Annotated in this window: 22 protein-coding genes; 14 read left to right on the top strand and 8 right to left on the bottom strand. The window is 49.9% G+C overall.

Features of this window, described 5'->3' with window-relative positions; all coding sequences use genetic code 11:
* Positions 1-384 precede the first annotated feature (384 nt).
* The 5 genes from BLS44_RS08370 to BLS44_RS08345 all read left to right on the top strand — a co-directional run bounded on the left by BLS44_RS08370 (position 385) and on the right by BLS44_RS08345 (position 8,531).
* Positions 385-1,809 (top strand): Gfo/Idh/MocA family protein, encoded by a 1,425-nt coding sequence (locus BLS44_RS08370; RefSeq protein WP_090389588.1) that lies wholly within the window; start codon positions 385-387, stop codon positions 1,807-1,809.
* Positions 1,810-3,210 (top strand): putative oxidoreductase C-terminal domain-containing protein, encoded by a 1,401-nt coding sequence (locus tag BLS44_RS08365; RefSeq protein ID WP_090389587.1) that lies wholly within the window; start codon positions 1,810-1,812, stop codon positions 3,208-3,210. It abuts the gene before it with no gap.
* A 4-nt stretch (positions 3,211-3,214) separates the two neighbouring features.
* Entirely contained in the window at positions 3,215-4,459 is a 1,245-nt protein-coding gene (locus BLS44_RS08360) for a DUF6807 domain-containing protein (protein ID WP_090389586.1), read from the top strand.
* An 8-nt stretch (positions 4,460-4,467) separates the two neighbouring features.
* The gene (locus tag BLS44_RS08355) at positions 4,468-5,307 is read left to right on the top strand and encodes a ThuA domain-containing protein (RefSeq protein WP_090389585.1); all 840 of its coding nucleotides are present in this window, start codon (positions 4,468-4,470) and stop codon (positions 5,305-5,307) included.
* A 788-nt stretch (positions 5,308-6,095) separates the two neighbouring features.
* On the top strand, positions 6,096-8,531 hold the full coding sequence (locus BLS44_RS08345; RefSeq protein ID WP_245729145.1) for a TonB-dependent receptor: 2,436 nt from the start codon (positions 6,096-6,098) through the stop codon (positions 8,529-8,531).
* Positions 8,532-9,013: 482 nt separating this feature from the next.
* Here BLS44_RS08345 and pncA read toward each other — a convergent pair whose 3' ends face one another.
* The gene (pncA, locus tag BLS44_RS08340) at positions 9,014-9,607 is read right to left on the bottom strand and encodes a bifunctional nicotinamidase/pyrazinamidase (protein ID WP_090389582.1); all 594 of its coding nucleotides are present in this window, start codon (positions 9,605-9,607) and stop codon (positions 9,014-9,016) included.
* 88 nt (positions 9,608-9,695) lie between these two features.
* Positions 9,696-10,685 carry a zinc dependent phospholipase C family protein gene (locus BLS44_RS08335; protein WP_090389581.1) on the bottom strand — a complete coding sequence of 330 codons (990 nt, stop codon included), beginning with the start codon at positions 10,683-10,685 and terminating at the stop codon, positions 9,696-9,698.
* Between the two features lie 96 nt (positions 10,686-10,781).
* Here BLS44_RS08335 and BLS44_RS08330 point away from each other — a divergent pair, with 96 nt between their 5' ends.
* Positions 10,782-11,717 (top strand): ABC transporter ATP-binding protein, encoded by a 936-nt coding sequence (locus BLS44_RS08330; protein ID WP_090389580.1) that lies wholly within the window; start codon positions 10,782-10,784, stop codon positions 11,715-11,717.
* Positions 11,718-11,723: 6 nt separating this feature from the next.
* Complete coding sequence (locus BLS44_RS08325; RefSeq protein WP_090389579.1) at positions 11,724-13,001, top strand: ABC transporter permease; 1,278 nt, start codon at positions 11,724-11,726, stop codon at positions 12,999-13,001.
* 66 nt (positions 13,002-13,067) lie between these two features.
* Here BLS44_RS08325 and BLS44_RS08320 read toward each other — a convergent pair whose 3' ends face one another.
* On the bottom strand, positions 13,068-14,471 hold the full coding sequence (locus BLS44_RS08320) for a chloride channel protein (RefSeq protein ID WP_218127710.1): 1,404 nt from the start codon (positions 14,469-14,471) through the stop codon (positions 13,068-13,070).
* Between the two features lie 481 nt (positions 14,472-14,952).
* On the opposite strand from BLS44_RS08320, the gene BLS44_RS08315 reads away from it, so the two are divergent.
* Both BLS44_RS08315 and BLS44_RS08310 read left to right on the top strand, forming a co-directional pair.
* Positions 14,953-15,288 carry a DUF2752 domain-containing protein gene (locus BLS44_RS08315; protein ID WP_090389578.1) on the top strand — a complete coding sequence of 112 codons (336 nt, stop codon included), beginning with the start codon at positions 14,953-14,955 and terminating at the stop codon, positions 15,286-15,288.
* Entirely contained in the window at positions 15,239-15,616 is a 378-nt protein-coding gene (locus BLS44_RS08310; RefSeq protein ID WP_090389577.1) for a TM2 domain-containing protein, read from the top strand. The genes BLS44_RS08315 and BLS44_RS08310 overlap by 50 nt, the downstream gene beginning before the upstream one ends.
* Here the strand turns inward: BLS44_RS08310 and BLS44_RS08305 are convergent.
* Entirely contained in the window at positions 15,613-17,640 is a 2,028-nt protein-coding gene (locus tag BLS44_RS08305; protein ID WP_090389576.1) for a TonB-dependent receptor, read from the bottom strand. The genes BLS44_RS08310 and BLS44_RS08305 overlap by 4 nt on opposite strands.
* A 168-nt stretch (positions 17,641-17,808) precedes the next feature.
* Between BLS44_RS08305 and BLS44_RS08300 the strand changes: the two genes are divergently transcribed.
* A complete protein-coding gene (locus tag BLS44_RS08300) occupies positions 17,809-18,249 on the top strand; it encodes a hypothetical protein (RefSeq protein ID WP_143019701.1) in 441 nt (146 codons plus the stop codon).
* A 242-nt stretch (positions 18,250-18,491) separates the two neighbouring features.
* Entirely contained in the window at positions 18,492-19,502 is a 1,011-nt protein-coding gene (locus BLS44_RS08295) for a LacI family DNA-binding transcriptional regulator (RefSeq protein ID WP_090389574.1), read from the top strand.
* Here the strand turns inward: BLS44_RS08295 and nagA are convergent.
* Positions 19,489-20,691: an N-acetylglucosamine-6-phosphate deacetylase gene (gene nagA / locus BLS44_RS08290; protein ID WP_090389573.1), complete on the bottom strand. Its 1,203-nt coding sequence runs from the start codon at positions 20,689-20,691 to the stop codon at positions 19,489-19,491. The genes BLS44_RS08295 and nagA overlap by 14 nt on opposite strands.
* 10 nt (positions 20,692-20,701) lie before the next feature.
* Positions 20,702-22,018, bottom strand: coding sequence for a sugar MFS transporter (locus BLS44_RS08285; protein ID WP_090389572.1), 1,317 nt, complete (start codon positions 22,016-22,018; stop codon positions 20,702-20,704).
* A gap of 195 nt (positions 22,019-22,213) precedes the next feature.
* On the opposite strand from BLS44_RS08285, the gene BLS44_RS08280 reads away from it, so the two are divergent.
* The 3 genes from BLS44_RS08280 to BLS44_RS08270 all read left to right on the top strand — a co-directional run bounded on the left by BLS44_RS08280 (position 22,214) and on the right by BLS44_RS08270 (position 24,907).
* The gene (locus BLS44_RS08280; protein ID WP_090389571.1) at positions 22,214-22,960 is read left to right on the top strand and encodes a glucosamine-6-phosphate deaminase; all 747 of its coding nucleotides are present in this window, start codon (positions 22,214-22,216) and stop codon (positions 22,958-22,960) included.
* A gap of 103 nt (positions 22,961-23,063) precedes the next feature.
* Complete coding sequence (locus tag BLS44_RS08275; protein ID WP_090389570.1) at positions 23,064-24,230, top strand: DUF3298 and DUF4163 domain-containing protein; 1,167 nt, start codon at positions 23,064-23,066, stop codon at positions 24,228-24,230.
* A gap of 62 nt (positions 24,231-24,292) precedes the next feature.
* Entirely contained in the window at positions 24,293-24,907 is a 615-nt protein-coding gene (locus BLS44_RS08270; protein WP_090389569.1) for a hypothetical protein, read from the top strand.
* Positions 24,908-24,991: 84 nt separating this feature from the next.
* Here BLS44_RS08270 and BLS44_RS08265 read toward each other — a convergent pair whose 3' ends face one another.
* A complete protein-coding gene (locus BLS44_RS08265) occupies positions 24,992-25,858 on the bottom strand; it encodes an outer membrane beta-barrel protein (protein WP_245729144.1) in 867 nt (288 codons plus the stop codon).
* Between the two features lie 62 nt (positions 25,859-25,920).
* A complete protein-coding gene (locus BLS44_RS08260) occupies positions 25,921-26,802 on the bottom strand; it encodes a hypothetical protein (protein WP_090389568.1) in 882 nt (293 codons plus the stop codon).
* Positions 26,803-26,805 lie beyond the last annotated feature (3 nt).

Raw genomic sequence — 26,805 nt, 5'->3', positions numbered from 1 at the left:
GATGACGACTAATTGAAGCCGCCCCGGAACAAAGTCCGGGGCGGCTTTTTTTTGCCCGCTCGTCCCGGGGCGCAGATAGCACCGGCGGCAATCCCGGCGGTAACCGGCATTATCGGCAGCAATGCGGCACTGCACGCGGATGATCCCGGGAACGTCCTGATCCGGATTGCCGGGCCGCAATTCATGACCGCTTCAACCGGATTCACTTTATTTCAAACGTTGTAGTAAAAATAGCCGCTTTTAATTCAGCACCCTGTCAGCGAAAGTTGCTATTTTAGTTATCCGTAACAACAACAGAAGTGCCTGCAATGATTGCTTTTCAAAACTTTGTTGCTATCAGGCATTCACACAACAGCATCAATACCTGTTTTAATTTTTAAGAACATGTCTAACGCAAAAAGCAGAAGAAACTTTATCAAGAGCTCCGCTACTCTTTCCGCAGGTGCATTCCTGCTGCCTAAAGTGCCCATGATCGTACCGTCCTCTTTTTTTACAAGGGATGCCCCCAGTAACAAGATCCAGATCGGGCAGATCGGTTGTGGACGTATTGCAATGACGCACGATCTTGTCGAAACCTTTAAACACGAATCCGCAAGGATTGTGGCGATGGCAGACCTGGACCGCTACCGGCTCGAAGCCGGCAAAAAAAGAGTAGAAGGCTGGTATGCAAAAAAGACGGGGAAAGACAACTACATTGATATCAAGATGCATGACGATTATCATGAGATGCTGATGAATAAAGATATTGATGCCGTGATCATCAGTACCCCGGATCACTGGCACGCGCAACCCGCTATGGAAGCCGCCCTGGCAGGCAAGCACATCTACCTGCAGAAACCCACCTCACTCACCATCGAAGAAGGCCGCTCTATGAGCGATGTGGTACGCAGGTCTGGTGTGGTCTTTCAATTGGGAAGCCAGCAGCGTTCGGTAAATCCATGGCCCCAGTTTAAAAGGGCCTGCGAACTGGTACGGAACGGGCGTATCGGCAAATTGCATACGGTACATGTAGGATTGCCGGCAGATCCTCCCGGAGGTGTTGCCACAGAAATGCCGGTGCCGGAAGGATTCAATTATGATATGTGGCTGGGCTCCACCCCCTATATCTATTATACACTGGACCGGGTGCACAACCAGAAAGATGTGGAGTCAAGAGGTGGCTGGCTGCGGATGGAGCAGTTCGGAGCCGGTATGATCACCGGGTGGGGTGTGCACCATATCGACATTGCACACTGGGGAATGAATACAGAATTAACCGGGCCTGTTGAGGTAGAGGGTACTGCGGAATTTCCCAGGGCCGGCTTATGGAATGTGCACGGCGATTATGAAGTAAAAGCAAAATATGCCAACGGGGTTACCATGCAGATCAACAGCAAAAACCCGAATGGTGTCAAATTTGAAGGCAGCAACGGCTGGATCTTTGTAACCCGGGGAAATGTAGGCGTAACGGCCTCCGACCCCGGTGCCGGTTCGGGTGCACAGAGCAAGGCCTTCTCCGCCAGTGATCCCAAACTCCTTACCTCCGTTATCGGTCCCAATGAGGTTCATTTATATGAAAGCAGGGAGCAGCACCTCAACTGGGTCGATTGCATCATTAACAAAAAACCCACCATCAGCCCCGCAGAAGTGGCGCACCGCTCCTGCAGTGCCTGCCTGGTAGCACACGCTGCCATGAAGCTGGGAACCAAATTATACTGGGATCCTAAAAAAGAGGTCTTCAAAGACAATATTGAAGCAAACAAACTCTTGTCGAGGCCGCAACGTCATCCGTACGGAACCAATTATGTATTGAATAAACTGAAAAAATAAATGAAGAAACTCGTATTACCGGCCGCATTGCTCGCCCTGATGATCTCCTGTAAAAACAAAGAATCCGGCAACTCCGATGGCTCCGCAGCCAAAGATTCATCAGGGATCACCCTGGTAACGCTGGACCCCGGGCACTTTCACGCAGCCCTGGTACAAAAAGAAATGTACCCGGATGTGGACAGCAATGTATATGTATATGCCCCCGAAGGCCAGGACCTGGACCTGCATTTGAAAAGGATCGAATCCTATAACACCCGTGCAGAAAATCCAACACACTGGAAAGAGAACATTTATACCGGCGCCGATTTTTTTCAGAAAATGGTACAGGAAAAAAAGGGCAACGTAGTGGTCATGAGCGGCAATAATCAGAAAAAAGCAGAATATGTGCTCAATACCGTAGAAGCAGGGTTGAACGTGCTGGCAGATAAACCCATGGCCATTGACAAAGCAGGCTTTGAACTGGTAAAAAATGCTTTTGCAAAAGCCGCTGAGAAGAACGTGCTCCTCTATGATATCATGACCGAACGTTTTGAGATCAATACGATGCTGCAGCGGGAATTTTCACAGATCAAAGAAGTATTTGGCGACCTGGAAAAAGGCAGCCCCGAAAACCCCGCCGTAACAAAGGAAAGCGTGCATTACCTGTATAAATTTGTTTCCGGATCCGTACTGCAGCGGCCGGCCTGGTTCCTGGATGTGACCCAGCAGGGTGAAGGCATTGTGGACGTAACCACACACCTGGTAGACCTGGTGCAATGGGAGTGCTTTCCCGAACAGGCGATCGACTACCAGAAAGATATTGAAATGGTATCTGCAAAACGCTGGACGACCCCCATTACCCTCAGCCAGTTCTCAGAGATCACCAAACAGCCGGCCTTCCCGGACTATCTTAAAAAAGATATCAAAAACGATTCGGTGCTGAACGTTTACTGCAACGGTGCCTTTAATTACAAGCTGCGGGGCGTAAATGCAAAAGTATCTGTAACCTGGGGGTACAAAGCACCGGAAGGAACGGGGGATACGCATTACTCCATTATGAGGGGAACCCGCGCCAACCTGATCATCCGCCAGGGTGCCGAGCAAAAATATAAACCGGTACTCTATATTGAGCCGGTGAAGCAATCAGATGCCGGTTTTGAAAAAGAACTTACTGCTGCCCTGGCAGGTATACAGGCAAAATACCCGGGCGTTGAACTGACAAAGATCGCCAAAGGCTGGCAGGTAATGGTCCCTGAAAAATACAATACCGGGCATGAGGCACATTTTGGCCAGGTAATGCAGCGCTATCTCCAGTTCCTGAAAGAAAAGAAATTGCCTGACTGGGAAGTACCCAATATGATCGCCAAGTATTTCACTACTACCTCGGCGCTCGAACTGGCAAAAAAATCGGAAACCAAGTAGTATCATGATAAAGAAGATCCTTTACCTGCTGGCGGTTGCCCTATCAGCCGGCGGAACGCCGCTTTATGCGCAACACATCAGCAGCTGGCAGGTAAAAACAACCGGCAAGGAGGCCTTTTCCATTCCAATGAGTATGGACCTGGATGCCGTTACTTTTGAAGCGGACAGCAGCCTGCAGCTCCTGGAAACAACCGGCGGGCAAAAGACCTCCGTACCGTTCCAGGTCGAAACCGGTGGCGGCCGCAGATTGTACTGGATGCTGGAGCCCGGTAAACAAAAGATCCGCACGTTCGAGCTCATAAAAACCAGGGCCGGTACTGCCGCAGCTACCAGCCTGCAGGCCCGGCTGGATCATGGCGCCCTTACGGTTCAGTACGGCAACAAACACCTCCTGCAATACCACTCGGAAACCGTATATCCTCCCAAAGGGATCGATACGGCCTACAAACGCAGCGGGTTCATACATCCGCTATGGACCCCTAACGGGGAAGAGCTGACCCGCATCAACGCGCCCGATCACTATCACCACTGGGGCATGTGGAATCCCTGGACGCATGTTTTGTTTGAAAAAGATACCGTAGACTTCTGGAACCTGAAAGACCGTAAAGGGACTGTACGGTTTGCAGGATTTGGCGCCCTGTATAACGGGGCCGTTTACTCCGGCTTTGAAGCGCTGCACGAACATATTGCCTTTAAAAAAGACGGGACAGAAAAAAATGCGATCAATGAGCTGCAGACGGTCAGGATCTACCGGCCCGACGACCGCAATAACAGCTACTATATTATGGATGTAACAGTACAGCTGAGCTGTGCCGGCGCCAGCCCCGTAAAACTGCTGGAATACCGCTATGGAGGGCTGGGGATCCGTGCTACCGCAGCATGGAATAAAGACAACAGCGTCATTTTTACCTCCGAAGGCAAAAACCGGAAGGAGGCAGACGGCAGCACGGCACGCTGGTGCGTGGCGCAGGGACAACTGAACCAGCAATATGGCGGATTGGAAATGATGAGTTACCCGGCTAATTATAACTACCCCGAGCCGCTGCGGGTGTGGCCGGAGAATATGAATAACCGGGGAGATGTATTCTTAAATTTTTCTCCAACCAAAAACAGGGACTGGCTGCTGGAGCCCGGAAAGCAATATATATTACGATATCGTTTCCTGGTGTTTAACAACCAGCTGCCCAGGGCCCATGCGGAAGAAGCCTGGCAATCTTTTGCCCATCCGCCTAAAATCATTTTTAAATAAAAAAGGTCATGAAATTACGCAACGCGATTCTTTTCCTGGTGGCTTTCCTGTTTACCGCTACGACGGTCCAGGCCCAGGAAGTCAACTGGAAAAAAGTAAAGATACTGGTGTACACCAAAAACGGGACGGGATTTGTACACGACAATATTCCCTTTGCCGTTAAAGCTATTCAGCAGCTGGCTAACGTTCATGGCTTTAAAATAGACACGAGCTCCAACCCGGCGGTGATGACTGAGAAAAATTTGCAACAGTATACCCTGCTCCTGTTTCCCAGTACCAATAATGATGTATTTGATACCGACGCACAGCGGGTGGCCTTTCGCCGGTACATCGAAGCGGGTGGCGGGTTTGTTGGCCTGCACTCGGTAACCGGAACAGAAAGGAACTGGCGCTGGTTCAAAATGATGCTGGGCGGAACCTTTTCCTGGCATGCACGGGGCCAAGAGTTCACCGTACGGGTTATTGACTCCAAACATCCTTCCATGAAAGGCGTTCCTGCGGTATGGACAAAAGACGATGAGTGCTATTTTGCCAAGGAGATGTACCCGGGTCCAAGGGCCTTGATGGTGCATGATCTGCGTACGATTGACACAACCAACGCAGCACAGAAAGCAAATCTTCAAAAGAATCGAGGAAACTATGGCGATTTTTATCCAGCCGCCTGGGAATATCCGTTCGACGGCGGTCACACCTGGGTTACGACACTCGGGCACGATAAACAAAATTACAGCGACCCGGTTTATTTAAACCATATCCTGGGAGGGATCCGTTTCATCGCAGGACAGGTGAAGAAGATCGACTTCAAAAAAGCCTACGCACAGCACCGGGATGATGAAGTAAGGTTTTAAGCGGGGAGCGTCACAGACTTCAGATATCAGATTTGAGAACCGGGTGCACGATACCTGAAACTTTAAACAGAGCATACGGGTCTTCAGCAGGGCCTGATCGCCTGGCTTCCCTGTCGCGCCAAAACCATGACAAATCTGCTTTGAGTCATCCTGAGTTATCAATTAGCTGTGCAAAATCAATGAGGCGATGAAAAAATACGCTTCTTACTAGTGGTTTGTGAGGACACAAACCACGGCCCACGCCACGGTCAGTGAGGACACTGACCGTGAAAAGAAATAATTTTGATGCCGGCTTATTATCAGGGTCTATTGGAATGATCCATATAGAAGCTGAAACAGGTTCAGCTTGACAAAAGTATAATGGGTCTTCAATGCATAACGTAATCTGTCATTGGCAACCCGCCGCGCAGCCCTACTGGCACAACCAGCGGTCAGTTTATCAACATAAACAACCTTCGGCTCTATTAAACCAGAAACCCCACCGGTGATCAGAGAAAAGTGCAATGCGGCTCTAACGTAATCCCGGAGGCCCCGGATCTCCCGGACGGAAAACGCGGAACCTGGAACCGAAGAGAGTTCCCCGAAATCCCCAATATTCAGAAAGGAGGATAAAACAGGACCCGGCGTGTCCCCATGGCTACCGGCATTGAACCGGGAACATGAAACCTTTTCTCCCCTTTTTCCGGATCTCGCAAACGAATTTTTCCCGATCTCGTAAATCAATTTCCGCATTTTGAAAACGAAAAAGCGGGAAATGGCCGTCTTTTGCCGCGAAAATTTATAGGAAAATGAGAAGATTTTTGTTGTTTTTGATGACGCTAATGACGTTTTTGAGTGTAAATGCGCAAACCAATACCGGTAATATTGAGGGAGTGATCACAACCCCTGAGGGCAACCCGGTTCCGAATGTAAACGTGACGATCAAAGGAAAAAAGAAGCACGTGGTAACCAATGAACAGGGGCACTTTGAATTCAACGAGATCCCCTACGGAGAATATATACTGGTGTATTCATTTGAAGGAGAAACCAGCCAGGAGATACCGGTTACCGTTCCCCCGGTAAGCACGGAGACCTCCAAATACAACCTTTCCCTGAATGCCCGGGAGTTAAAAGAAGTGATTGTACGCATCGGGGGCAGCATCAACCAGGGAACAGCGCGGATCGGGAAATCCAATATCCCGATCATGGACCTGCCGCAGGCCGTTACCATCATCGGGCAATCGACCATCGAGAACCAGCAGGCGCAGCGTTTAAGTGATGTGATCAAAAATGTAAACGGCGTTTACCTGGGCGGGGCCCGTGCCAGCACACAGGAAACCTTTTACGCCCGCGGCTACAACCTGGGTAATACCAACACCTTTAAGAACGGGTTTCGTGTCAACAGTGGCGCTATGCCGGAAATGAGCGCTATTGAAAGCGTAGAGGTTTTAAAAGGCGGAGCCGCTCTTTTATATGGCAACGTGGCCCCCGGCGGTATCGTAAATATGGTTACCAAGAAACCCCGCTTCAATTTTGGCGGTGAGGTAAATATGCGCGTGGGCAGCTATGATCTTTACAAACCTTCGGTAGATATTTATGGCCCCATCAGTCAATCTGTAGCCTTCCGCCTGAACGGCACCTATGAAAAAGCCAACAGCTATCGCGACGAAGTGCATTCTGAGCGGTATTATGTAAACCCCTCTCTCCTTTTTAAATTAGGAGAAAAGACAAAACTGCTGGTACAGGGCGATTACCTGCAGCATGAGTTTACACCCGATTTCGGGATCGGGACAATGAATGCGGAGGCATCCAGGCCAACCGCTACCGGCGGCAAAAGGGTAACCCCGGTATCGAGGAATACTTTTTTCGGAGCACCCTGGCAATATGCAAAGACCACGCAAGCTACCGCTTCCATAGAGCTTAACCATCAATTCAATGACAGCTGGGCGCTGAACGCATTGGGAGGCTTCCAGAATTACGAAAGGGATTACTTCTCCACAGAACGGATACAGGCAGATATAAACGGTAAATGGAAAAGGCCCCTGGGCAAAACCAACAATAAGGAAGACTATGTTACCGGGCAGCTAAACCTGAACGGAGATGTAAAAACCGGTTCAATCGGTCATAAACTGCTCATAGGCGCCGATCTTGAAAAAGTGACCAGCACAGCGCTTGCATCAGACATTGCTACTGTTGTGCCTAACGGCATCTATGATTCTATTAACCTGCTGGACCCAACAATGTATGTACGCAGAACAGATATGCCCCAGGCCAGCTGGATCACGAGCACTAAAAACCCCGTAACCCGTTTTGGCGCCTATGTACAGGACCTGGTATCACTGTCCGAAAAATTCAAATTACTGGCAGGCGTACGCTGGTCTTACCAGCAGGCCAACCGCTCTAAAGCAACAACCCTTGCTACGAACGCGGTAAAAGAGGGTGCTGTATTCCAGATCGACAAAGCATTTTCTCCCAGGATCGGCCTGGTTTATCAGCCAACCGATCATACCACTGCTTTTGCCAGTTACTCCAATTCCTTCTCTCCAAACTCCGGCATGGATATCGACAGCAATACATTAAAACCTTCCGTCATAGATCAGTTTGAGATCGGTATAAAAAATGATTTCTTCGACGGGCTGCTGAGTGCCAACCTGACGGTTTACAGGATCATCAATAACAATCTCTCCCAGCAGATCCAAGTTTTCAAAAACGGGGATCCGGTTCAGGGAGCTACCACATTGAGAGAGCTGACAGGGCAGACGACCAGCGACGGTATCGAGGTAGACCTGAAAAGCCAGCCCATAAAGGGATGGGATATCCTGGCCGGTTACAGCTACAATAATATGCGCTATACAAAAACTTCCGGAAGATTCGGAAGCTATGTAGAGGGAGAGCGGCTGGTGAACAGCCCGGCACATACGGCTAATGCCACCACGTTCTATACGTTCCAGAACGGCGCCGTTAAAGGCCTGAAAGTAGGCGCCGGTGTTTACTATGTAGGCGAGCGCAACGCAGGCTGGAATACGACTTATTCCGACAATAACGGAGCGCTGAACGACCGCTTATTCCAGGTAAAAGGTTTTGCAACTGCCGATGTTTCCGCAGGCTATACTTATCAAAAATGGTCGTTGCTGGCCAAACTGGCAAATATCACCAATACCTTTAACTATTACGTGCATGAGAACTACAGCATCAACCCCATTCCTCCGCGGAGCTTTGTGGTAACCGCTGCATTTAAGTTCTGATCTACCACTTCTAAACAGACAGGCCCTGCAATGTAAGTTGCGGGGCTTTTTTATCAGGTATGAGACTTGAGATATGGGATTTGAGACTTGAGAGACAATATTTCGGGAGTACCTGAAACTGCAAGAGGCAAGCGGTCAGCCTTCAGAAAGTTGCTCCGGATGTTCGGAAAAAATTCTCTTCAGATATAAGAGCCTGTTTAAATTTTATTGATGGAATTTATTATGAAGCTATTTTGGAGCGAAACAAGGAAAATTTTGCAGGCATAGTAGGCCACTATGGCGAAAAATTTAACGCAGTTGCAGCCCAAAACAGCCATAATAAAGCCATTGAATGAATTTTAAACAGGCTCTTAGACCAGATACAACCCGCGCCGGCGGGCCGTCTCCTCTGTCTTACCGTGGGTTATGCCCTCATAAACCATTGGATCGTCATTATAATAAACCTGATGCCGGCTTATTATAAAACGCAGGCGCCCGGAATACTAAGCCTGAAGAGCTCCGCCCCGCTCAATAAACTGCCGTTTTACGGTTGCATACGCCGCAGCGTTGATCGGCAATGTGGCAGATTCAATGATCACAGCCCTCAATCCCAGCCCTAATGCATCCAGCGCCGTAAAATTAACGCAAAAGTCCGCCGCCAGTCCGCATACATGTACCTCGTCAACACCCCTGCCCTCCAGGTAGCTGCCCAGGCCCGTTGCTCTTAAATGGCCATTGTCAAAAAAGCCGCTGTAGCTGTCAATTTCAGGGTTCATACCCTTACGGAAGATCGCTTCGATCCGGCGCTGATCAATATCCCGGTGCAGTGCAGCCCCCGGGGTTCCCTGCACACAGTGATCCGGCCAAAGGGTTTGCCGGCCGCCTTTCCAATCGATCACATCGAAAGGATTTTGGCCCTTGTGCTGCGATGCAAAACTTTTATGATCCGCCGGATGCCAGTCCTGGGTAGCCACTACCAGCGCGTAATCCTGCTGCAGCCGGTTGATCACCGGGATCAGCCGATCCCCTCCGGGCACGGGCAATGCGCCCCCCGGCAAAAAATCATACTGCATATCAACAATGACGAGGCATTTCATAATATGTTATTTCTTGAAAGGTAGGGTATAGCATCGGAACGAGGAAATGCTCCGGGCCGGATCTGAAAGCGAAACCTTAAACTCCGACTCAATCCCTCGTTCTGAAATTATTGCTGATCAGCCATCCCTTTTCGAGCAGATGATCCTTACGGTAAGCTTTACGTTCCCTGCGGAACTGCTGCTTTTTATAAGGCTGCGCCACCAGGCTGCCGAGGTCGGGCCTGCCGGCATTGACCCAGGCAGTGTACCAGAAATCGGACAAAGCATTGGCACTGCGGATCAGCTGTGCCTCAACAGAACCGTTTAACGCCTTATTAAAGGCCACGGCAAATTCCCTGGAATAGAATCGGCGGTTCTTTCCCCAGCGAAATTCCCAGCGGTATTTCCGCGCCGTATCAGTAAAACTTTTGGATACTTCTTTCTCTGCTGCAAACATAGCCGGCAGCAGCGAGTGCGTATGTTTCATAATGCCCCATATCGCGTTCTCAACCGATGGCAGGTACTGCGCCTTATGCCGGCTCCTGATGGCAAAACCCGTCAGTTCCGCCTCTGGCACAGAGGTTTCCCAAAGGTCGTGGATACCCCGCTGGTCCGTAAGCTGCCCGTCATAATTTAACGAGGTATGCAGGGGCACATGGGCGTCGCCGATATAGTGCCCCAGGTCTGTGGCATAAAAAATAATACTGTCCTTGTCCTTCCGCCGGAATGCTTCGGTCAGTTTTTGTTGTGTTGCCGCCACCACATAAGGCAGGGTTCCATATTTCTTCAGCGTATCGGCTGTATATTTTGCCACCGCATCTTCCCATTTGTGCGGAACAATATCAAAAGCATTATCACCATAATATTCACCATCCAGGAAATGCTTATTTCCTTCGGCAGGATCTGTGTTCCTCCGCTGGTCCGGCCGGGGAGCATTGTACACCAGGCTGTCAATATGCGAATAAAAAAAGGCCTGCATTTTCCTGGGCAACCCGTAAATAGCCAGCTGATTTACGGTGCGGTGTACGAGAAACCCCCAGCTGCTGAGGCCGGCCATCAGTGCTATCAAAAGGATCCCGATCAGTTTGTTCTTCTTCATATTTTAGAATAATGCTGCAAAGGTGCGGTAAAATCCTCAAAGCAATTCACAAACAACCGGGGCTGTTTGCTATATTTACATTATTAAATCGTTCATATGGACTTACTGCAGGTTGCGCATCTTAAAAAATACTTTGCCACGCAAAAAGCCGTTGATGACATTAGTTTTTCCATTTCGCAGGGGCAGATCTTCGGTCTGCTGGGTCCTAATGGTGCGGGGAAAACAACCCTGATACGTATGATCACCGGTATCTTTTATCCCGATGCCGGGACCATTACACTGGACGGGGCTCCTTTTGACCCTGTCAACGATATCGGCAAGATCGGGTACATGCCGGAGGAAAGAGGCTTATACAAAAAAATGAAGATCGGGGAACAGGCCCTGTACCTGGCCCAGCTGAAGGGACTCAGGAAAAAGGACGCTATTGAAAGTTTAAAAACCTGGTTTGCCAAACTGGAAATGGATTCCTGGTGGAACAAAAAAGTAGAAGACCTGTCCAAGGGAATGCAGCAAAAACTGCAATTTGTGACCACGGTGCTGCATCAGCCCAAACTGATCATCCTGGACGAACCTTTCAGCGGCCTGGATCCGGTAAACAGCAACCTCATCAAGGATGAGATCTTTAACCTGGCCAAAAGCGGCTCTACCATCATCTTCAGCACACACCGGATGGAGCAGGTGGAAGAGATCTGTGATCACATCATCCTGGTAAATAAAGGGCAGAAGATACTTGATGGTACCGTACAGGGCGTAAAACAGGAGTTTAAGGAACACCTGTACAATATCACCTTTGCATCGGCCCCGCCCCAAACAGAAGCGGCCGGTTTATTTGACATAAAGCAAACAACCGCCAATGGGCTGATCCTGCAAAAGCACCCGGAAGTAAGCAACAACCAGGTACTTTCTCATTTTTTAGCCCATGGGGCCAGTATCGATTCTTTTAATGAGATCCTCCCCACCCTGAATGATATTTTTATCCGCAAGGTGGAAGGCACTCCGCTGGCACGTCAATTCCAAACGATTCAAGATTAATTTTCCATGAACAAGATATCCTTAATCATACAACGCGAGTACCTCAGCAGGGTCCGCAAAAAAACATTTATTATCACAACGCTGTTGTTCCCGCTGCTTTACCTGGGTTTGATCTTTGGCACTTCCTACCTGTCGGAAAAAGCCGGAACAAAGCTGAAGATCGCCATCATCGACTCATCCGGAAGCTTCACCCAGCAGCGTATCGATAAAGCCAATAAAGATTATCCCGGCAGTACCTTAACGCTGCTGCATGAAGATCCTGCCGTACTGGCCAGGACCTTTGATCAGAAAGGGTTTGACGGCTACCTGGTAATACCTGCCAATACCATGGTGGACCATGCCCCGGACAATCTTGTAGTCAGGTCTAAAAAAACGCTGGGTACCGTATCGGATGTTCAATCCAAACTGAATACCATCTGGAACGAGATCAAATATGAGGACCTGGGGATCGACGCCCAAAAACAACAGCTGCTGACCCAGAGCAAGCTCCAGATCAAATCAGAGAACACGGAAAATAAAACCACAGATGCCTCCCTGGCTTATGGGATCGGGTTTGTATCCGGCTTCCTGATCTATTTTATACTGATCATTTACGGGGCCCAGGTTATGATGGGTGTTATGGAGGAAAAGACCAACCGTATTGCTGAGATCATTGTATCTTCTGTAAAACCGTTCCAGCTCATGATCGGCAAGATCATTGGCATTGCCTGTGTGGCGCTGACCCAGTTCCTGCTCTGGATTGCCTTTATTTTTATTATCTATAATGCTACCAGGGCCGGTTCGGGGGCTCTGAACAACAGCGCCCTTACCGGCGCCGTAGGCGGGATACAAAAATTATTCACCGATACCAATGTGCCGGCGATCCTGCTCTTTTTTGTATTCTATTTCCTTGGGGGCTTCTTCTTTTACTCCTCCATTTACGCAGCGGTAGGCAGCACGGTAAATGAAGATATGCGCGAGGCGCAATCACTGAGCTTCCCCATTACCATGATCATTATTTTTGGATTCTTCATAATGATGACCGCAGCCAAAGACCCCGGCAGCCCGCTGGCGGTATGGGGCAGCATCATTCCTTTTACCTCCCCCCTGGTCATGATGGCCCGCATTCCCTACGGCGTGCCCGGCACCGTTCCTTACTGGCAGCTGGCCTTAAGCATGGCAGTGCTGGTGGCCTCCTTCCTGTTTGTGACCTGGTTTGCCGGCAAAATCTACCGGACCGGCATCCTGATGTATGGCAAAAAGCCAACCTGGAAAGAAATGATCCGCTGGGCGGTGCGGAAGTGATAGAGCCGGTTAAAAGTCTCCGGTTGACAGGATACCTGGTTGCACACAGCGGCGCGTTGCGCTGTGTTAAACCCGGGTGGTCCTATCATTCGCATCTTCCGGTTCCTCCGTTTTCAGCTGGTGCAGGTACCGCTGTTTCAGCCAGTCGTACAGGGCGTGTTTGCTAAAAAGGATGGTGGCAAAATTAGCAACGATCGCAGCGGTCATCAAATGCAGGATCAGGCTGTGCCGGTCAGTCATTTCCAGTACCAGTATTGCAGAGGTAAACGGAGCCCTGGTAATACCCGTCAGGAATGCAACCATCCCCGCAAGGATCAGTACATTGGTGTCTGTATTGGAAAAGTTGAACCACCCGGCTATAGAGCTGCCAATAGTAGCCCCTATGCTAAGCGCAGGTGCAAAAATGCCGCCTGCAGCGCCGCTGGTAAACGAAAGCGTGGTTCCGATGGTCCTCAGAAGCGGCGCATAGGCCGGTGCATGCTTATCCCCGGTAAAAAGATAGTGCTCCATCAGATCTTTTCCGGATCCCAGGATCGCCCCGCTTACAAAGTATCCGATAGACGCAATGGTCAGCGCGCTCAGTACCAGGAACAAAAGGTGCTGACCGTTATTTTTAAATCGTTGTTTCCACCTGAAAATGCCCATGATCATACGTGCTATATAAGCTGCTGAGATACCGGTTACCACCGACACCAGCAACACCGCAAAAAAAACAACATTCGAGATGCTGTTTATCTTAGGATAACCCAGGTACAGGTACGGCCCCAGGAGCTGCTGGGCAGTAAGCCCGGCGATGATCACCGCCGTAAAAATGGCGGTCTTGAAATATTTGAAATGCACTTTGGTAAGCTCTTCCACGGCAAATACAATACCACCCAGCGGCGTATTGAAGGCCGCCGACAACCCGGCAGCAGCGCCGGTAAGGATCATATTTTTATTGGCGATCTTCGGCCACCATTGGGGCAGCAGGTCATTGATCTTTTTAAAAACCGAAGCAGCGATCTGTATCGTAGGCCCCTCCCTTCCTACTGCGCCTCCTCCCAGTACCATCACGATACTGGAAGCTGCTTTTACCAGGATGATACGGATGCTCAGCAGCTTACGGATCTTGTATTGCTCGCGGGTATTGGAGCGCTCCAGTGCAGCCATTACCTGCGGGATACCGCTGCCTGCCGCGTAGGGCTGTAATTGCTTTACCAGCCACCATGCTCCCACAAAGCAAACAGGCATTATAATAAACAGCAGCCATTCCCGGTGATGAATGGTCGTTAAAAACAACTGATCTGCCCACTGGAACAATTTAGCATAAAATACAGCAATACCACCCACCAGCAATGATCCACCCCAGAACGGGATGGCTTTGAGCAGCTGTTCCCGCATATGCTCATTACGGATCCGGTCAAAATAAACCTTCACGGTTTTACGCAACCAGATAAACAACTGAAACAGGATACCCCGTTGTTCTTTCATATATAGAGGTAAATAATGATCAAAACAGAATGAGATCAAAATTAAAAAAAAAGCCGGCATACAAAACCGTTCAGGTTTGGAATGTAATGTTGGATGCTGGTTTTATGCCTGAGGGCCGATTTTGACAAGCATCTCAACCGGTTAAAGATGCTTTAAAAGCGGAACACCTATAGCCAACGCTGTTCAAAGTTTGCCTTTTGACGATGCCTTTAACGTTCCTGCCCGCTGATCACCAAAGGCTGAATGCGAAACGCCGTTCAATGCAAACCAATCGAAAATAAACCGACGGTTACACCGCCGGCTATCCGGGTATAACCTCACTCAGGGTTTTACCGCTTATCCTGACGCGCATGCGAAGCTTTGTGATTCAAATTCCCCAATCCATCCCGTTAACCTGTCAACTTACCGATTAACCGCCGTTTGGCTTCCGCTTACCGATATCGGTTTTACAAACAGTGCCGGAGTTTAGTAGATTTGTGATATGAAGCTACGGTCATTTATGCTACAATACGGGGAAGCGGTCACCTGGACGGGGGCACTGGTCCTGTTATTTTTCATGAATACCGAAAGTACCTTTTCGCTCTGCCCCTTCAAGGCTTTAGGCATTAGCTGGTGCCCGGGATGTGGCATCGGGCATTCGATCCACGATACGCTCCATTTCAATTTCGGCGCAGCCTGGCAGGAGCATCCGCTCGGCATCCCTGCCACCGCTGTGTTGATCTGGCAACTCGTCAAATCGCTACCCATAACCAACAAAAACAATAATTATGAACCAGGAACAAGTATTACGGGTCATACCGGATATCGAATACGATGAATTGGTAATGATCCTCAACATTACCCGGGAAATGAGCGTACCGCAGCAGGAGCAATTCCTGATGCTGTACCAGCGGAGAAGGAAGTCGCGCCAGGAGCTACTCCTGTTATCCCTGCTGGGATTCGTTGGGGTGGCCGGCATTCACCGGTTGATTATCGGGGACATCGCGCTGGGGATCATTTACCTGCTTACCGGTGGATTGTGCCTTATCGGCACGATCGTGGATATCATTAACATTAATTCCCTTACCACCCGCTACAATATGAAGCAGGGCTACGAAACGGCCACACTGGTAACTGCGGCCTTTAACCAGCCTCGTAATTTTTAATTCTTTTGTACCCGTATGGCGGCCCCCAGGTAGTAGTTCCTTGGCGGCGCCGCGTTATAGTAGCGGCCGCCCGCGGCATTAATATCGTTACCCAGGCTATAGGTTTCATTAAACAGGTTATCGACACCCGCATACATATTTACCTGTACGGCATGTATTTGTTTCCTGTACCCCAGCTTTATCCCCAGCAGGTGATAAGCCGGCGCCCTTTCAGCATTGGCATCATTTAAAAAAACAGAAGAAGCCGTATAATAATTGATATCTGTATAGATCCCCGGCTTCAACACCAGGTCCAGCTGGGCATTCAGCGTATTCATCGGCACACCGGGCACCCAGTTACCGGAATAGCGCTGCGCTGCCTTTACAAAATCCTGGTATTTAAAATGGCTGTGCGCATAGTTGGCGGTAATGTTCAGATGATCCGGCAGGCCTGCTTCAAAATAACGGGCGTAACTGGCGTATAGCTCCAGCCCTTTTTGCCGGATATTTCCCGCATTGGTAAAGTAATCGGCACCCGAGGAATCCCTGCGCTGCACCAGGGCCTGGCTCAGGTTAAAATAAAAGCCGGTGGCCTCCAGGCGCAGCCGCCCGCTCAACAGTGCCTTCCTGGCTGTAATTTCATAATTCCACCCATGTTCTGCCTTCAGATCCGGGTTGATAATGGTAGTGGAAGGCAGCACTTCTGCAACTGTAGGCGGAGAAAATCCCCGGGACACCGTCGCCAGCAGGTCTGCCGGCCGGAACTTCTTCAGGATCGTGAACCGTGGCGCCACCTCATTATTATAGCGGAACACCTGTTCGGTAACGGGGTATTCGTTCAAACGGGAAAACAGCAGCCGGCTCCGGTTGAAGCTCACACCAGCCGTATAGGTCCAGCTCTTCCGGGAAAGGATGCCCTGCGTAAAAAGGCTATAAGTGCCGATGGTTACATCATCATCCGTTTGCAGGGTATCCGGCCGGCCATTCCTGTTATCCGATACGCGGATGGTGGAATAGCCCTGCTGGGCCTCCGCGCCGGTGCTCCATTGCAGGCTGGTCTCTGCCCATTTTTTTTCAAAGTCAAAAACGGTACGCCCACCCCAATGCGGTTCCCTGCGTTGCTCAAAATTGCGTACCGCACTGTTTTTAACCAGGGCATAGGAGCCATAGCCGGTTGTGGTATTGCTCCAGTAAGATCCGAACTTTTGCTTATGGGTCACCCCTGCAGTGATCGTTTTTTGCCAGATAGCAGCATTGATCTGCGCTGCCCCCGGAAAAGCGCCTGCTTTGGGGCGCGCGGCGCGGGGATCCTGCTCAAACTCTTTCAACGTTAATGCCCCCGGGGTCTGGTAATATAAATCTGAAAAAAGAACAGAAGCCGTCAGTTCCTGGCTGTTCCATTTCAGCTGTGTGTTCCAGCTGAAATTATTCCGCTGCATGGCCGACTGTGCGCGGTATCCGTCGGACTCATCATGCGCATACGTAACCGTATTGGTATAATTATCTTTTACCCAGGTACCGTCCGCCAGGATATGGCGGGCATTGTAGCTCCCGGTAAAATACTCCAGGCCCAGGCCCTTTTCCCTTTCTGCAGGCGGTTCCACAAGGATCAGCCCGCCTGTGCCGGCGCCATACATGCTGGAGGCTGGACCCTTAAAGACGGTAACCGAATTAAAATTATTAAACGCCAGCTGGTTAAAGTACGTGTTGCCGCCCGGGTCCGTAAGCGGGATCCCTCCCCAATATACTTTTACGTTCCTTACGCCAAAAGGCGAGCGCAGCGAGCTGCCCCTGATATTGATGCGGTAACTTCCGGGGGAACGTTCCTCCATCCGCACACCGGCGATCGTGTTCATTGCAGTAACCAGCGACGCCTTGCTCGAAGGCGGCTCGTAAGTTACCCGGCGCACTACTGCTGTCGTAGCTTCTTTTTTTTGCTGAAAGGCCTGCACCGTAACAGGCGTTATCGTTTTAACAGAATCAGTTTCCTGCGCAGCGGCCTCCCGCAGGTTAAAAAAAAGGAAAATAAGAATTAAATACCTCACGCTATAAAAATGCAACTTTTTTACCGAAGAACAAATGTATCATACCTGCTTTTACTACCGGCATTCCCGCAGTATCCGCCATGCTCCCCGAAAACAGCGATTTTAACCGGTGATACATTGTAGTATATTTAGGATGGAACATGTTCAACTCAATCCAAAACTACAAAGATGAACACTTTTTTTCTTTCGGGTCTGATGCTGTTATGCATTTCCTGTCTTCATGCACAAACTGACACCCTGCCACAGGTGCAAAGATTAACAGATCAATACCAGCAGCTGTCGGCACGCAGGTACAAAACCGGCCGGAGTTTGCTGATTACGGCGATCAGCTGCAGTGTGGTGGGAACGGTGTTGGTTGTCATTGGCGCAGAAAAGGCAAATAGCAGCAGCAACGAATGGTTTGCCGGTCTGGAAGAAACCGCAACGGGTGCTATTTTTTATATAGTGGGGCTCGGCACCGGAATCGCTTCCATACCGGTGCTGGCCAGTGCAAGAAAATATAAACGCAAGGCCGCGGCACTAACGCCGCAGCTGGGTGTGCAGCACATCTTGCTCCCGGCAAACCTGGTAAAAAACCAGCTTGCTGCAGGGGTGGTACTGCATTTCTGATGACCATCCGGTAGCAGGCCCCTTATTGCTCCGTTGCCACCGTCGTTATATATAACGTTCACTGCGCCCGTTCCATCCTATTTGGTATGATAAACCTGGGACGGGCTGCCAATTCATACTGTTATCTTAGGTCTGGGCCCCGGCGCCCGGAATACATTTTGAAATTGCATTCCCCGGGTGAATGTCTTGCCGATTTGTTATCTTCACTGTTGCCGCTCTTATCTTTTTCATAACACGTTTACATGAGCCGATTCATAACCATTAAGGACATTGCCAGGAAGCTGGACATTTCTGTATCAACGGTTTCCCGTGCGCTGAGAGACACGTATGATGTGAACCGGGAAACAAGGGAAAAAGTTTTAGCAATGGCCAATGCACTCAATTACCGGCCGAATTTTAACGCTACGGGGCTGGTAAACCGTAGTTCGCACAACCTGGCAGTAATCCTGCCCTTTGTGACCAATTATTATTTTTCAGCGGTTATCACCGGTATACAGGAAGTTGCCTACCAGCAGGATTACAATATCATCCTGCACATCACCAATGATTCCCCGGAGCGGGAACGTGCCATCATCAAAAACCTGGCAGCCTCCAATCTTGACGGATTACTGGTGGCTATTTCGTCGGATGCCGATGCCTGTGCGCATTTTCAGCAGGTGATCGACAGCGGTGTGCCCATTGTATTTTTTGACCGGGTACCGGATGCCATCAAAACTTCAAAGGTGATGCAGGACGATTACAACGGTGCTTTTGATGCGGTAGAACACTTAATTGGAAGGGGATACCAGAAAATTGCCCACATCGGCGGTCCCCAGGGGCTGGGGTTTACCCGGAAACGGAAAAAGGGATTTCTGGATGCCCTGGCCAAACATGGCCTGCCGGTAAACGAGGAGTGGATCATTCACTCCGGCTTTTCGCGGGAGGATGGCGAAGCTGATGCGCTGAAATTGCTAAAGCAAAAAAAGCGCCCGGATGCTATTTTTGCAGCGAACGACCGCAAAGCCATCGGGGCCCTGATGGCATTGAAGAAAAGCGGCATTAAGATCGGAGCACAGATGGGGATCATCGGTTTCACCAATGATCCGGCATCCACTATTGTTTCCCCAACGCTTTCCACTATTGCAGAGCCGGCTTTTGAGATCGGCAAAAGAAGCTGTGAGCTCCTTTTAAAACACATCAGCAAGCGGAATTTCATCCCCGAAGAAGTGATCCTCCCGGGTACGCTGATCGAACGGGAATCTACCCTGCGTTAACCTCATCCCTGCTGTAAACAACCCTTCCGCCGATAATTGTTTTGCAAACATTTATACCCGCGTCAAAAAGCACAAGGTCCGCATCCTTACCGGCAACAAGCGCACCTTTTTGCTGATCGATGCCCATAATACGCGCAGGGGTTACTGTTATCATACGCACCGCATCAGCCAGGGGCACGGCTGCAAGTTCAACCATATTCCGTACCAGGCTGCTTGCGGTGGCCACGCTGCCTGCAAATGCGCTCCGGTCCGGCAGCCAGGCCACTCCATTCTCCACAATTACCGGCAACCCGTTCTCCCTGCCGCCCAGTATACTTGCTCCCTCCGGCATACCTGCTGCGCGCATAGCATCTGTGATCAGCGCAATATGATCGGCCCCTTTGATCTTAACGATCAGTTGTAGCAACGGTGCGGGCAAATGAATGCCATCGGCAATCACTTCCACATCCATGGCATCGATCAGGTAGCCGCTTTCGACAACACCTGCATAACGGTAGCCATTTCTTCTTGAAACACCCGACATGCCCGAATAAAAATGTGTAGCCAGTGTATACCCGTTTTCAAAAGCATTGACCACCTCCTCATATACCGCATCTGTATGTGCAATGGCCGGAAGAACGTTCTTTGACCGCAGGTACCGGCCCAGCTCAAGGGCTCCTTCCAGCTCCGGGGCAGCACTCCAGCGTTTGACAGAAGGGGAATACCCGATCACGGCTTTATACTCTGCGGGATCCGGGTTGCGGATATAGCGCGGATCCTGGGCACCGCGCTGGCTCATAGCAAAATAGGGGCCCTCCAGGTGCATACCCATGAACCGGGCACCGCAATGGTTGCGTTGTTGTACGCTCTCAAAAACATCCAGTGTATCCAGCAGGCGCTGCTTTTCACTCGTAAGCGTTGTAGGATACAGCGCAGTAGTACCATACCGGGCGTGCGTTTCCGCTATTTTAAGAAAGGCCTCTTCCGTACCATCCATAAAATCATATCCCCCACCGCCGTGTACGTGCAGGTCTATAAACCCCGGGGCCAGGTAGTTGCCCTGCGCATCCATTTCCTCCGCAGCAGCTATCTCCGGGTTTTGCGTACCCACATATACGATGCGCCCCTCCGCGGCAACCAGCGTACCCTCCTTAATAACCCGGTGGGGTGTAAGGATCCGGGCATTGATGATCTTCAGATAACGTTTCATCCGTTTGAATTTACGACCATTTTTTTATCCCATGTCCATAGAAAGCATAAAAAACGAGGTAGCAGTAACAGGGTACCAGTACCCAATAAGCTTCGCGCGTTCCATAGAGGTCTGCCATATGACCATATACCAGGGGCAGGATGCCATTACCGCAAAGCCCCATGATCATTAAAGACGCACCCAGTTTTGTAAACCGGCCCAGCCCGTTAATGGCCAGCGGCCAGATGCCGGCCCAAATGAGGGAATTGGCAAGACCCAGCAGCGCCACAAACCAGATGGAAGCATCAATGGTATGGCCCAGGAATGTACTGCGACCCTTTACAAAAAGGATCAGTAACGAAAAAAGGGTGCCCAGCAGGGTACAGGTCTTCAATGCCTGCTTTTGACTGATGAACCGGGGAATAACAATTACTCCAAGCAGGTAACCACAGATGGTGGCAAACAGCGTATAGGAAGGAAAGAACCGGGCTTCCAGCAGGGGCATATGCATAGAAGTGGCATAGCCGATGATGGTATCAATAGAGATCACCTGCGTGCCTACATGCAGGAAGATGGCTACCGCTCCCAGTACCAGGTAAGGAAAAGCAAAAATATTTTTCTTATCCGCGTTGGCCCTTGAAAGTTCCGGGTCTTCTTTTTCTGTGTTGATCTCCGGCAAAGGCGATCGCAGGATCAGCAGCCCCAGCAGTAACAGCACTACCCCTACAACAAAATAGGGCACCATTACCCGCTGAATGAGTTCATCCAGCACTTCCTCCCGCCTGCCCGGTTGCATAAACGGGATACGGCTGAACAACTCATTGTCCGTTTTGCGCAGGATAACTGCCGCAAAGATCAGCGGCGCCAATATACCGGCGCCTTTGTTACACACGCCCAGGATGCTGATACGCTGTGCCGCACGATCCATAGGCCCCAGGATCGTGATATAAGGATTTGCCGCCGTTTGCAGCACCGATAACCCCACTCCCAATGCAAACAGGCCGGTTAAGAACACCCCATAAGTCCGCACAGCTGCAGCCGGTATAAACAGGAAAGCCCCGATGGCCATTATTCCAAAACCAATAGCCATGCCCCTTTTAAAACCGGTTCGCTTCAGAAGGTAGGACGCAGGCACTGAAACAAGCAGGTACGAAATATAAAACGCGAACGTAACAAAATATGACTCAAAAGCAGTAAGCTCACAGGCGATCTTAAAAAAGGGGATCAGGATAGAATTGACCCATGAAATAAAGCCGATCACAAAAAATACCACGGCAATAATGCCGATGGAAACACCCACCTGTTTATTCGTAAGCGCTGTTGCAGTACCAGTATTTTTTTCTTTCATATTTATCGTTAGGATAAGGCCGGGAGCCGTTTCCGCTAAGTTATTAATAATTGATGCCCTGCCTCTTTTTCCGGGGGATAAATAACCGGTAACGTTACCATTGTTTTATTGGCCGGCCCTGTTTCATTCTTCCGGGTTAATGGATACTTTTGACGGAGCGATGCCTCATCGCTTTACCGTTAAACGCATCTTATTATGGAACTGATCATACAGGAAGACCCGCACACGCTGGGAAAAGCGGCCGGGGAAAAAGCGGCAGCGCTCATCCGGGACACCATTGCAGCAACGGGAAAAGCCCATATTATCCTGGCAACGGGAACCAGCCAGTTTCAGACGCTGCGGCAGCTTAGTGCTGCAAAGGACATCGACTGGACCAAAGTGATCATGTTTCACCTCGATGAATACATCGGGCTGCCCGCTACCCATCCGGCGAGTTTCAGAAAATATCTCCGGGAGCGGTTCCTGGATAAAGTGCCGCCTTTAAAAGCCTCTTACCTGATCAACGGCGAAACCGATGCCGGGGCGGAGGTACGGCGTTTAAACACGGTTATGGACCAGCATCCCATTGATGTGGCATTAGTGGGCATCGGCGAAAACGGGCACCTTGCCTTTAATGACCCACCGGCCGACTTTGATACCGAAGATCCCTATCTTATAGTAAACCTCGATGAAAAATGCCGCCGGCAGCAAATGGATGAAGGCTGGTTTGCGACACCGGAAGATGTACCGGCACAGGCGATCAGCATGTCGGTAAAGCAGATCATGAAATCGCAACATATCATTTGCTCAGTGCCGGACAGCCGTAAAGCGCAGGCGGTGAAGGACAGTGTAACGCAACCGGTAGGCCCGCTGTTCCCTGCGAGCATTTTGCAGCAGCATCCCTCCTGCCGGTTATACCTTGACCGGCACGCGGCTGCATTACTGGCACCGGAACATCCATAAAACACCTGCGGTATCCCCGCAAAACGAACCGTTCTTTTATTTACCGTTCATGAATACACATGATGTTTTAATTTTGTGCCGGGTTTCTACAAAATAAATACGCATGAAAAAGACATTCCTGTTATTCCTCTTTGTTCCGGCCCTGTTCTTCAGTTGCGGGCAAACGGATAAAAAAAGCGATACAGCAGCGGCCGGCCGGGATTCGGTTATGGCGGCGGATCACTACTATATGCAATACCAGGGTACCATTGGAGGCCAGCCCGTTACCATGCACGTGGTAAGATTTGGGAGTACTTATGACGTCAATTATACCTATGATAACGACGGTCAGATCAGGGACCTGCTGTTTCAAAAAGACAGCCTGCTCAAAAATGACAGCTTGTTTTTTACGGAATTTGCACCGCGCAACGCTGGCAACGGCCAGGAGGATACGGATCCGCAGCTACGCCTTGTGATCCATCCGGACCGGATCGACGGGTTCAAACGGATCGGTGAAAAAGACCCGCAGCCGGTAGCGCTGCTTGCCTCCCGAAACGGCAACGCGTTTATCCCCGTGGGCTACCTGGATTCTATCCGGCTTACAGGATTCAAACAGGATACGCCCTCAGCTTTTACCAGCCTTGTATTGCTGGAGCCCGGAGGAACAACAACCCCGCAACATTGGTTTACCGCACTCATAAAAAGAACGATACTGGCAACGCAAAAAATGGATTCCACATCCCTGCAAACGGCCATGACACAGTTTGGCAGAAGTTTTATTGAGAACTTCCGGGATGATGTTGATACCATGAAGGCCTCCGGCAACGGGGACGAGGCCCCCGTTTCGATGATGCACTACGACCAGCAGATCAGCTCCAACCTGGTATACAACAATCATGGTTATGCTGTGCTTAGCGTGGGTAACTATGCCTACACAGGCGGTGCGCACGGGATGTACGGGCAAACCATGCTTTGCCTGGATATGAAACAGCAGCGGGAGCTGACGTTCCGCGATGTGCTCACCATCGATTCTGCAACCCTGCAGCCTATACTGGAACACCATTTCAGGGCCCGGTATAAAATTGCAGACAACAAACCGCTGACGGAGATCCTCTTTGATGAGCGGCTGGCCCTTACCGATAATTTCTATTTTACCCCCGGAGGCATCGGGTTTATCTACCAGCCCTATGAAGTAGCCGCTTACGCCTTTGGCCTGATCGATGTTTGGGTGCCCTATGCCGATCTTAAGCCCTGGCTCCAGCCGGCGTTTGCACAGCGGATGGGGATCTAAAATTAGTTTTCTTTAACAAATAGCAAAGGATCACTAAAAAATTTGATAGTATCTTAGCGCCAATGGTAAAACTGCTTACAGTACTTTGCTGCCTGCTGTTTGCGCTGAAGATCTCAGCTCAATCTGATAGTGCTGCCCGCCGGTTGCCTTCCGGACAAACAGGAACAGCAACCCCCAAAATGAGCGACTATATTGCCATCAGAAAGAAAAACGGGGTAACCGTACGGAACTTTTACGCGGGCATGGACATCCGGTTTATTGCCACCGACGGGTTTACCTACGAGGGGCCCCTTACGGCTATTGCCAGGGATTCCATTTTTATCGCTTTCTATAAAACCTCCCGGTATCAGAATATACTGGGCTATGTGGTTACCGATACCCTTCAGACCGATATTGTTCCCTTTCATTACAAACAGATCAGGATGGTTTACGTATCTAAGACCCGGGGAAGAAAAAGTGTTTTAGTACCTGTTGGGGGCCTGATGGCCCTCGGTGGTTTTGGTTACGACGCCCTCAATATCATCAATGGCCTCCGGTCGAACGAACCTGTTTTTAAAGGGAGCAACCTCACCCGCCTGGGAATTGCCACAGCCGCTTCTGCAGCCGGTATCTGGATCCTGAAGAAAACGACCGGGATGAAGAACCGGTTCCGGATCGTGTATGTGGATATGCAGTAGACTGCTACCAGCCAGGCTTTCAGCGACCAGATGCTTTTACCGGAGCATCCGGATACCGATTTCTGATGTCTGATTGCTGCCTGCTCAGTTCTGGATCTTTCCAAAAAAATCGGCCGGCCGTAACCGGATACCAAAATTGTAGGGGGTATGGTCCAGGCCACGCTTATACATACTCTTAAACGCATAGGAACCATATAAGGTAACCATTCCCAATGTTATATCTCCTACATAAGATAGTTTCCACGGATCCAGGTCAAAATCGCCCTTTGCCTTTCGTTTTCCTTCATCAGAGGTAATGGTCTTGTTCCTGGAAGCATACAAATATCCCACACTAATGCCTGCGCTCAGCTCAAAAGGATACAGCCGGTCCGGGGTCAGGTTAAAATTCAACATCAGCGGTACCGTTATATAGTCTGCGGCCAGTTTGTTCTTCCGGTAACTGCGGCCCGGTGTTTCATCTATAGAAGCAACCGGCGGACTGGTGATATTTGTGGCCGGTTGTGGATTCAACCGCACCGGGTTTTTAAACCGGTAGTTGTTCAGCTCCAGGCCTAACCCATATTGGAGGTTCACAAAATGGCGGATCAGGTTGTACCGCTGGGTTACCACCCAGATATTGATATTCCTCGACTTAAAATATTTCGTTGCAAACCACTGCTCATTTCCCCCGGGTGCATACCCCTGTGCAGCCGCCCCCGCATAATCCGTTCCGTCTGTAAAGCCAGACATACCGATATCCACCATTCCCCATTCGGTTGCCACATTTTTCAGGCTCCTTTTGGTATGAATGCTTTTAAATAACCTTTTCCGGGGTTCCTGTTCCACCGGTTTATTGTCCCTTATAATGGTAACCCCATTGATAACAAGGGTATCCGGTTGATCCTGGGCCTGAGTGTTGATCACAGCGGCTATCAGAACCATCAGCAGTAAAGTCCTTTGAATCCGTTGCATTGTTCTGTACGTTTGCTGGTTGATTATAACGGTTAAAGATAGGAAAGAACTTGTTTACAAAACTATAAACCTAGGCGCACACCGATAATATAGGGTGTAAGATCCAGCCCCTGCTTAAACATACTTTTGGTGGCAAACGAACCGTACACTCCAAGATAACCCAGGTTCACTTCCCCCACGTAGGCAATTTTCCAGGGATTTAAACCAAAATCGTCTTTCAATTTATGTTTTCCTTCATCAGAATTAATGTATTTATTCCGTGCTGCATATAAATAGCCCGCGCTGATGCCTGCACTGAAACCAAATTCCTTGCTGGCTTTTACCCGTACATTTTTACGGTTCACTTCCACTACCTTCCGGTTCTTTGTGGGGATGGTAAAATTCAGCATAACCGGCAGGGTAAGATAATCAGCCGCCAGTTTGTTTTTCCGGTAACTACGGCCCGGTTCCGCATCCATATACACCACGGAGGGGATGGCGGCTTCCGTACCCGGTTTTGGATCGAACCGCACCGGGTTTTTAAACCGGTAATTATTCAGTTCCAGTCCCAGGGAGTATTTGAAATGAACCACATGTTTTACCAGGTTGATCTTTTGCGAAAGCAGCCATATATTTACGTTTACCGACTTACCGCTTCTCAGATCCAGCCAGGATTCGTTGCTTCCCGGGGCAAAGGCCTGTGTGGCGGCATCCGTATAAACGGTATTATCTACAAAATTCACAAAGCCCAGGTCGATGCCGAACCAGCTGGTGCTCACGTTCTTTACCCGCGTAGCTTTTACCCAGGGCTGGCCGTTGCCGCTGATGATCACAGAATCCTTGCTGCTCTTGGAGATCACTTTCACCGTTATTTCGGTTGTATCAATTTTCGCGTTACGCTGCGCCCACAGGCAAAAAGGGGCCATCAAAATTGTAATACATACAATTATTCTTATCGTTTTCATTGT

It is taken from the genome of Niabella drilacis, assembly GCF_900101395.1.
Taxonomy (GTDB): Bacteria; Bacteroidota; Bacteroidia; order Chitinophagales; family Chitinophagaceae; genus Niabella; species Niabella drilacis.
This window is presented reverse-complemented; position numbering and strand designations above follow the sequence as displayed.

Coding starts and splice junctions, on each gene's coding strand:
- BLS44_RS08370 (WP_090389588.1), top strand. CDS start 385: ATGTCTAACGCAAAAAGCAGAAGAAACTTTATCAAGAGCTCCGCTACT.
- BLS44_RS08365 (WP_090389587.1), top strand. CDS start 1,810: ATGAAGAAACTCGTATTACCGGCCGCATTGCTCGCCCTGATGATCTCC.
- BLS44_RS08360 (WP_090389586.1), top strand. CDS start 3,215: ATGATAAAGAAGATCCTTTACCTGCTGGCGGTTGCCCTATCAGCCGGC.
- BLS44_RS08355 (WP_090389585.1), top strand. CDS start 4,468: ATGAAATTACGCAACGCGATTCTTTTCCTGGTGGCTTTCCTGTTTACC.
- BLS44_RS08345 (WP_245729145.1), top strand. CDS start 6,096: ATGAGAAGATTTTTGTTGTTTTTGATGACGCTAATGACGTTTTTGAGT.
- pncA (WP_090389582.1), bottom strand. CDS start 9,607: ATGAAATGCCTCGTCATTGTTGATATGCAGTATGATTTTTTGCCGGGG.
- BLS44_RS08335 (WP_090389581.1), bottom strand. CDS start 10,685: ATGAAGAAGAACAAACTGATCGGGATCCTTTTGATAGCACTGATGGCC.
- BLS44_RS08330 (WP_090389580.1), top strand. CDS start 10,782: ATGGACTTACTGCAGGTTGCGCATCTTAAAAAATACTTTGCCACGCAA.
- BLS44_RS08325 (WP_090389579.1), top strand. CDS start 11,724: ATGAACAAGATATCCTTAATCATACAACGCGAGTACCTCAGCAGGGTC.
- BLS44_RS08320 (WP_218127710.1), bottom strand. CDS start 14,471: ATGAAAGAACAACGGGGTATCCTGTTTCAGTTGTTTATCTGGTTGCGT.
- BLS44_RS08315 (WP_090389578.1), top strand. CDS start 14,953: ATGAAGCTACGGTCATTTATGCTACAATACGGGGAAGCGGTCACCTGG.
- BLS44_RS08310 (WP_090389577.1), top strand. CDS start 15,239: ATGAACCAGGAACAAGTATTACGGGTCATACCGGATATCGAATACGAT.
- BLS44_RS08300 (WP_143019701.1), top strand. CDS start 17,809: ATGAACACTTTTTTTCTTTCGGGTCTGATGCTGTTATGCATTTCCTGT.
- BLS44_RS08295 (WP_090389574.1), top strand. CDS start 18,492: ATGAGCCGATTCATAACCATTAAGGACATTGCCAGGAAGCTGGACATT.
- nagA (WP_090389573.1), bottom strand. CDS start 20,691: ATGAAACGTTATCTGAAGATCATCAATGCCCGGATCCTTACACCCCAC.
- BLS44_RS08285 (WP_090389572.1), bottom strand. CDS start 22,018: ATGAAAGAAAAAAATACTGGTACTGCAACAGCGCTTACGAATAAACAG.
- BLS44_RS08280 (WP_090389571.1), top strand. CDS start 22,214: ATGGAACTGATCATACAGGAAGACCCGCACACGCTGGGAAAAGCGGCC.
- BLS44_RS08275 (WP_090389570.1), top strand. CDS start 23,064: ATGAAAAAGACATTCCTGTTATTCCTCTTTGTTCCGGCCCTGTTCTTC.
- BLS44_RS08270 (WP_090389569.1), top strand. CDS start 24,293: ATGGTAAAACTGCTTACAGTACTTTGCTGCCTGCTGTTTGCGCTGAAG.
- BLS44_RS08265 (WP_245729144.1), bottom strand. CDS start 25,858: ATGCAACGGATTCAAAGGACTTTACTGCTGATGGTTCTGATAGCCGCT.
- BLS44_RS08260 (WP_090389568.1), bottom strand. CDS start 26,802: ATGAAAACGATAAGAATAATTGTATGTATTACAATTTTGATGGCCCCT.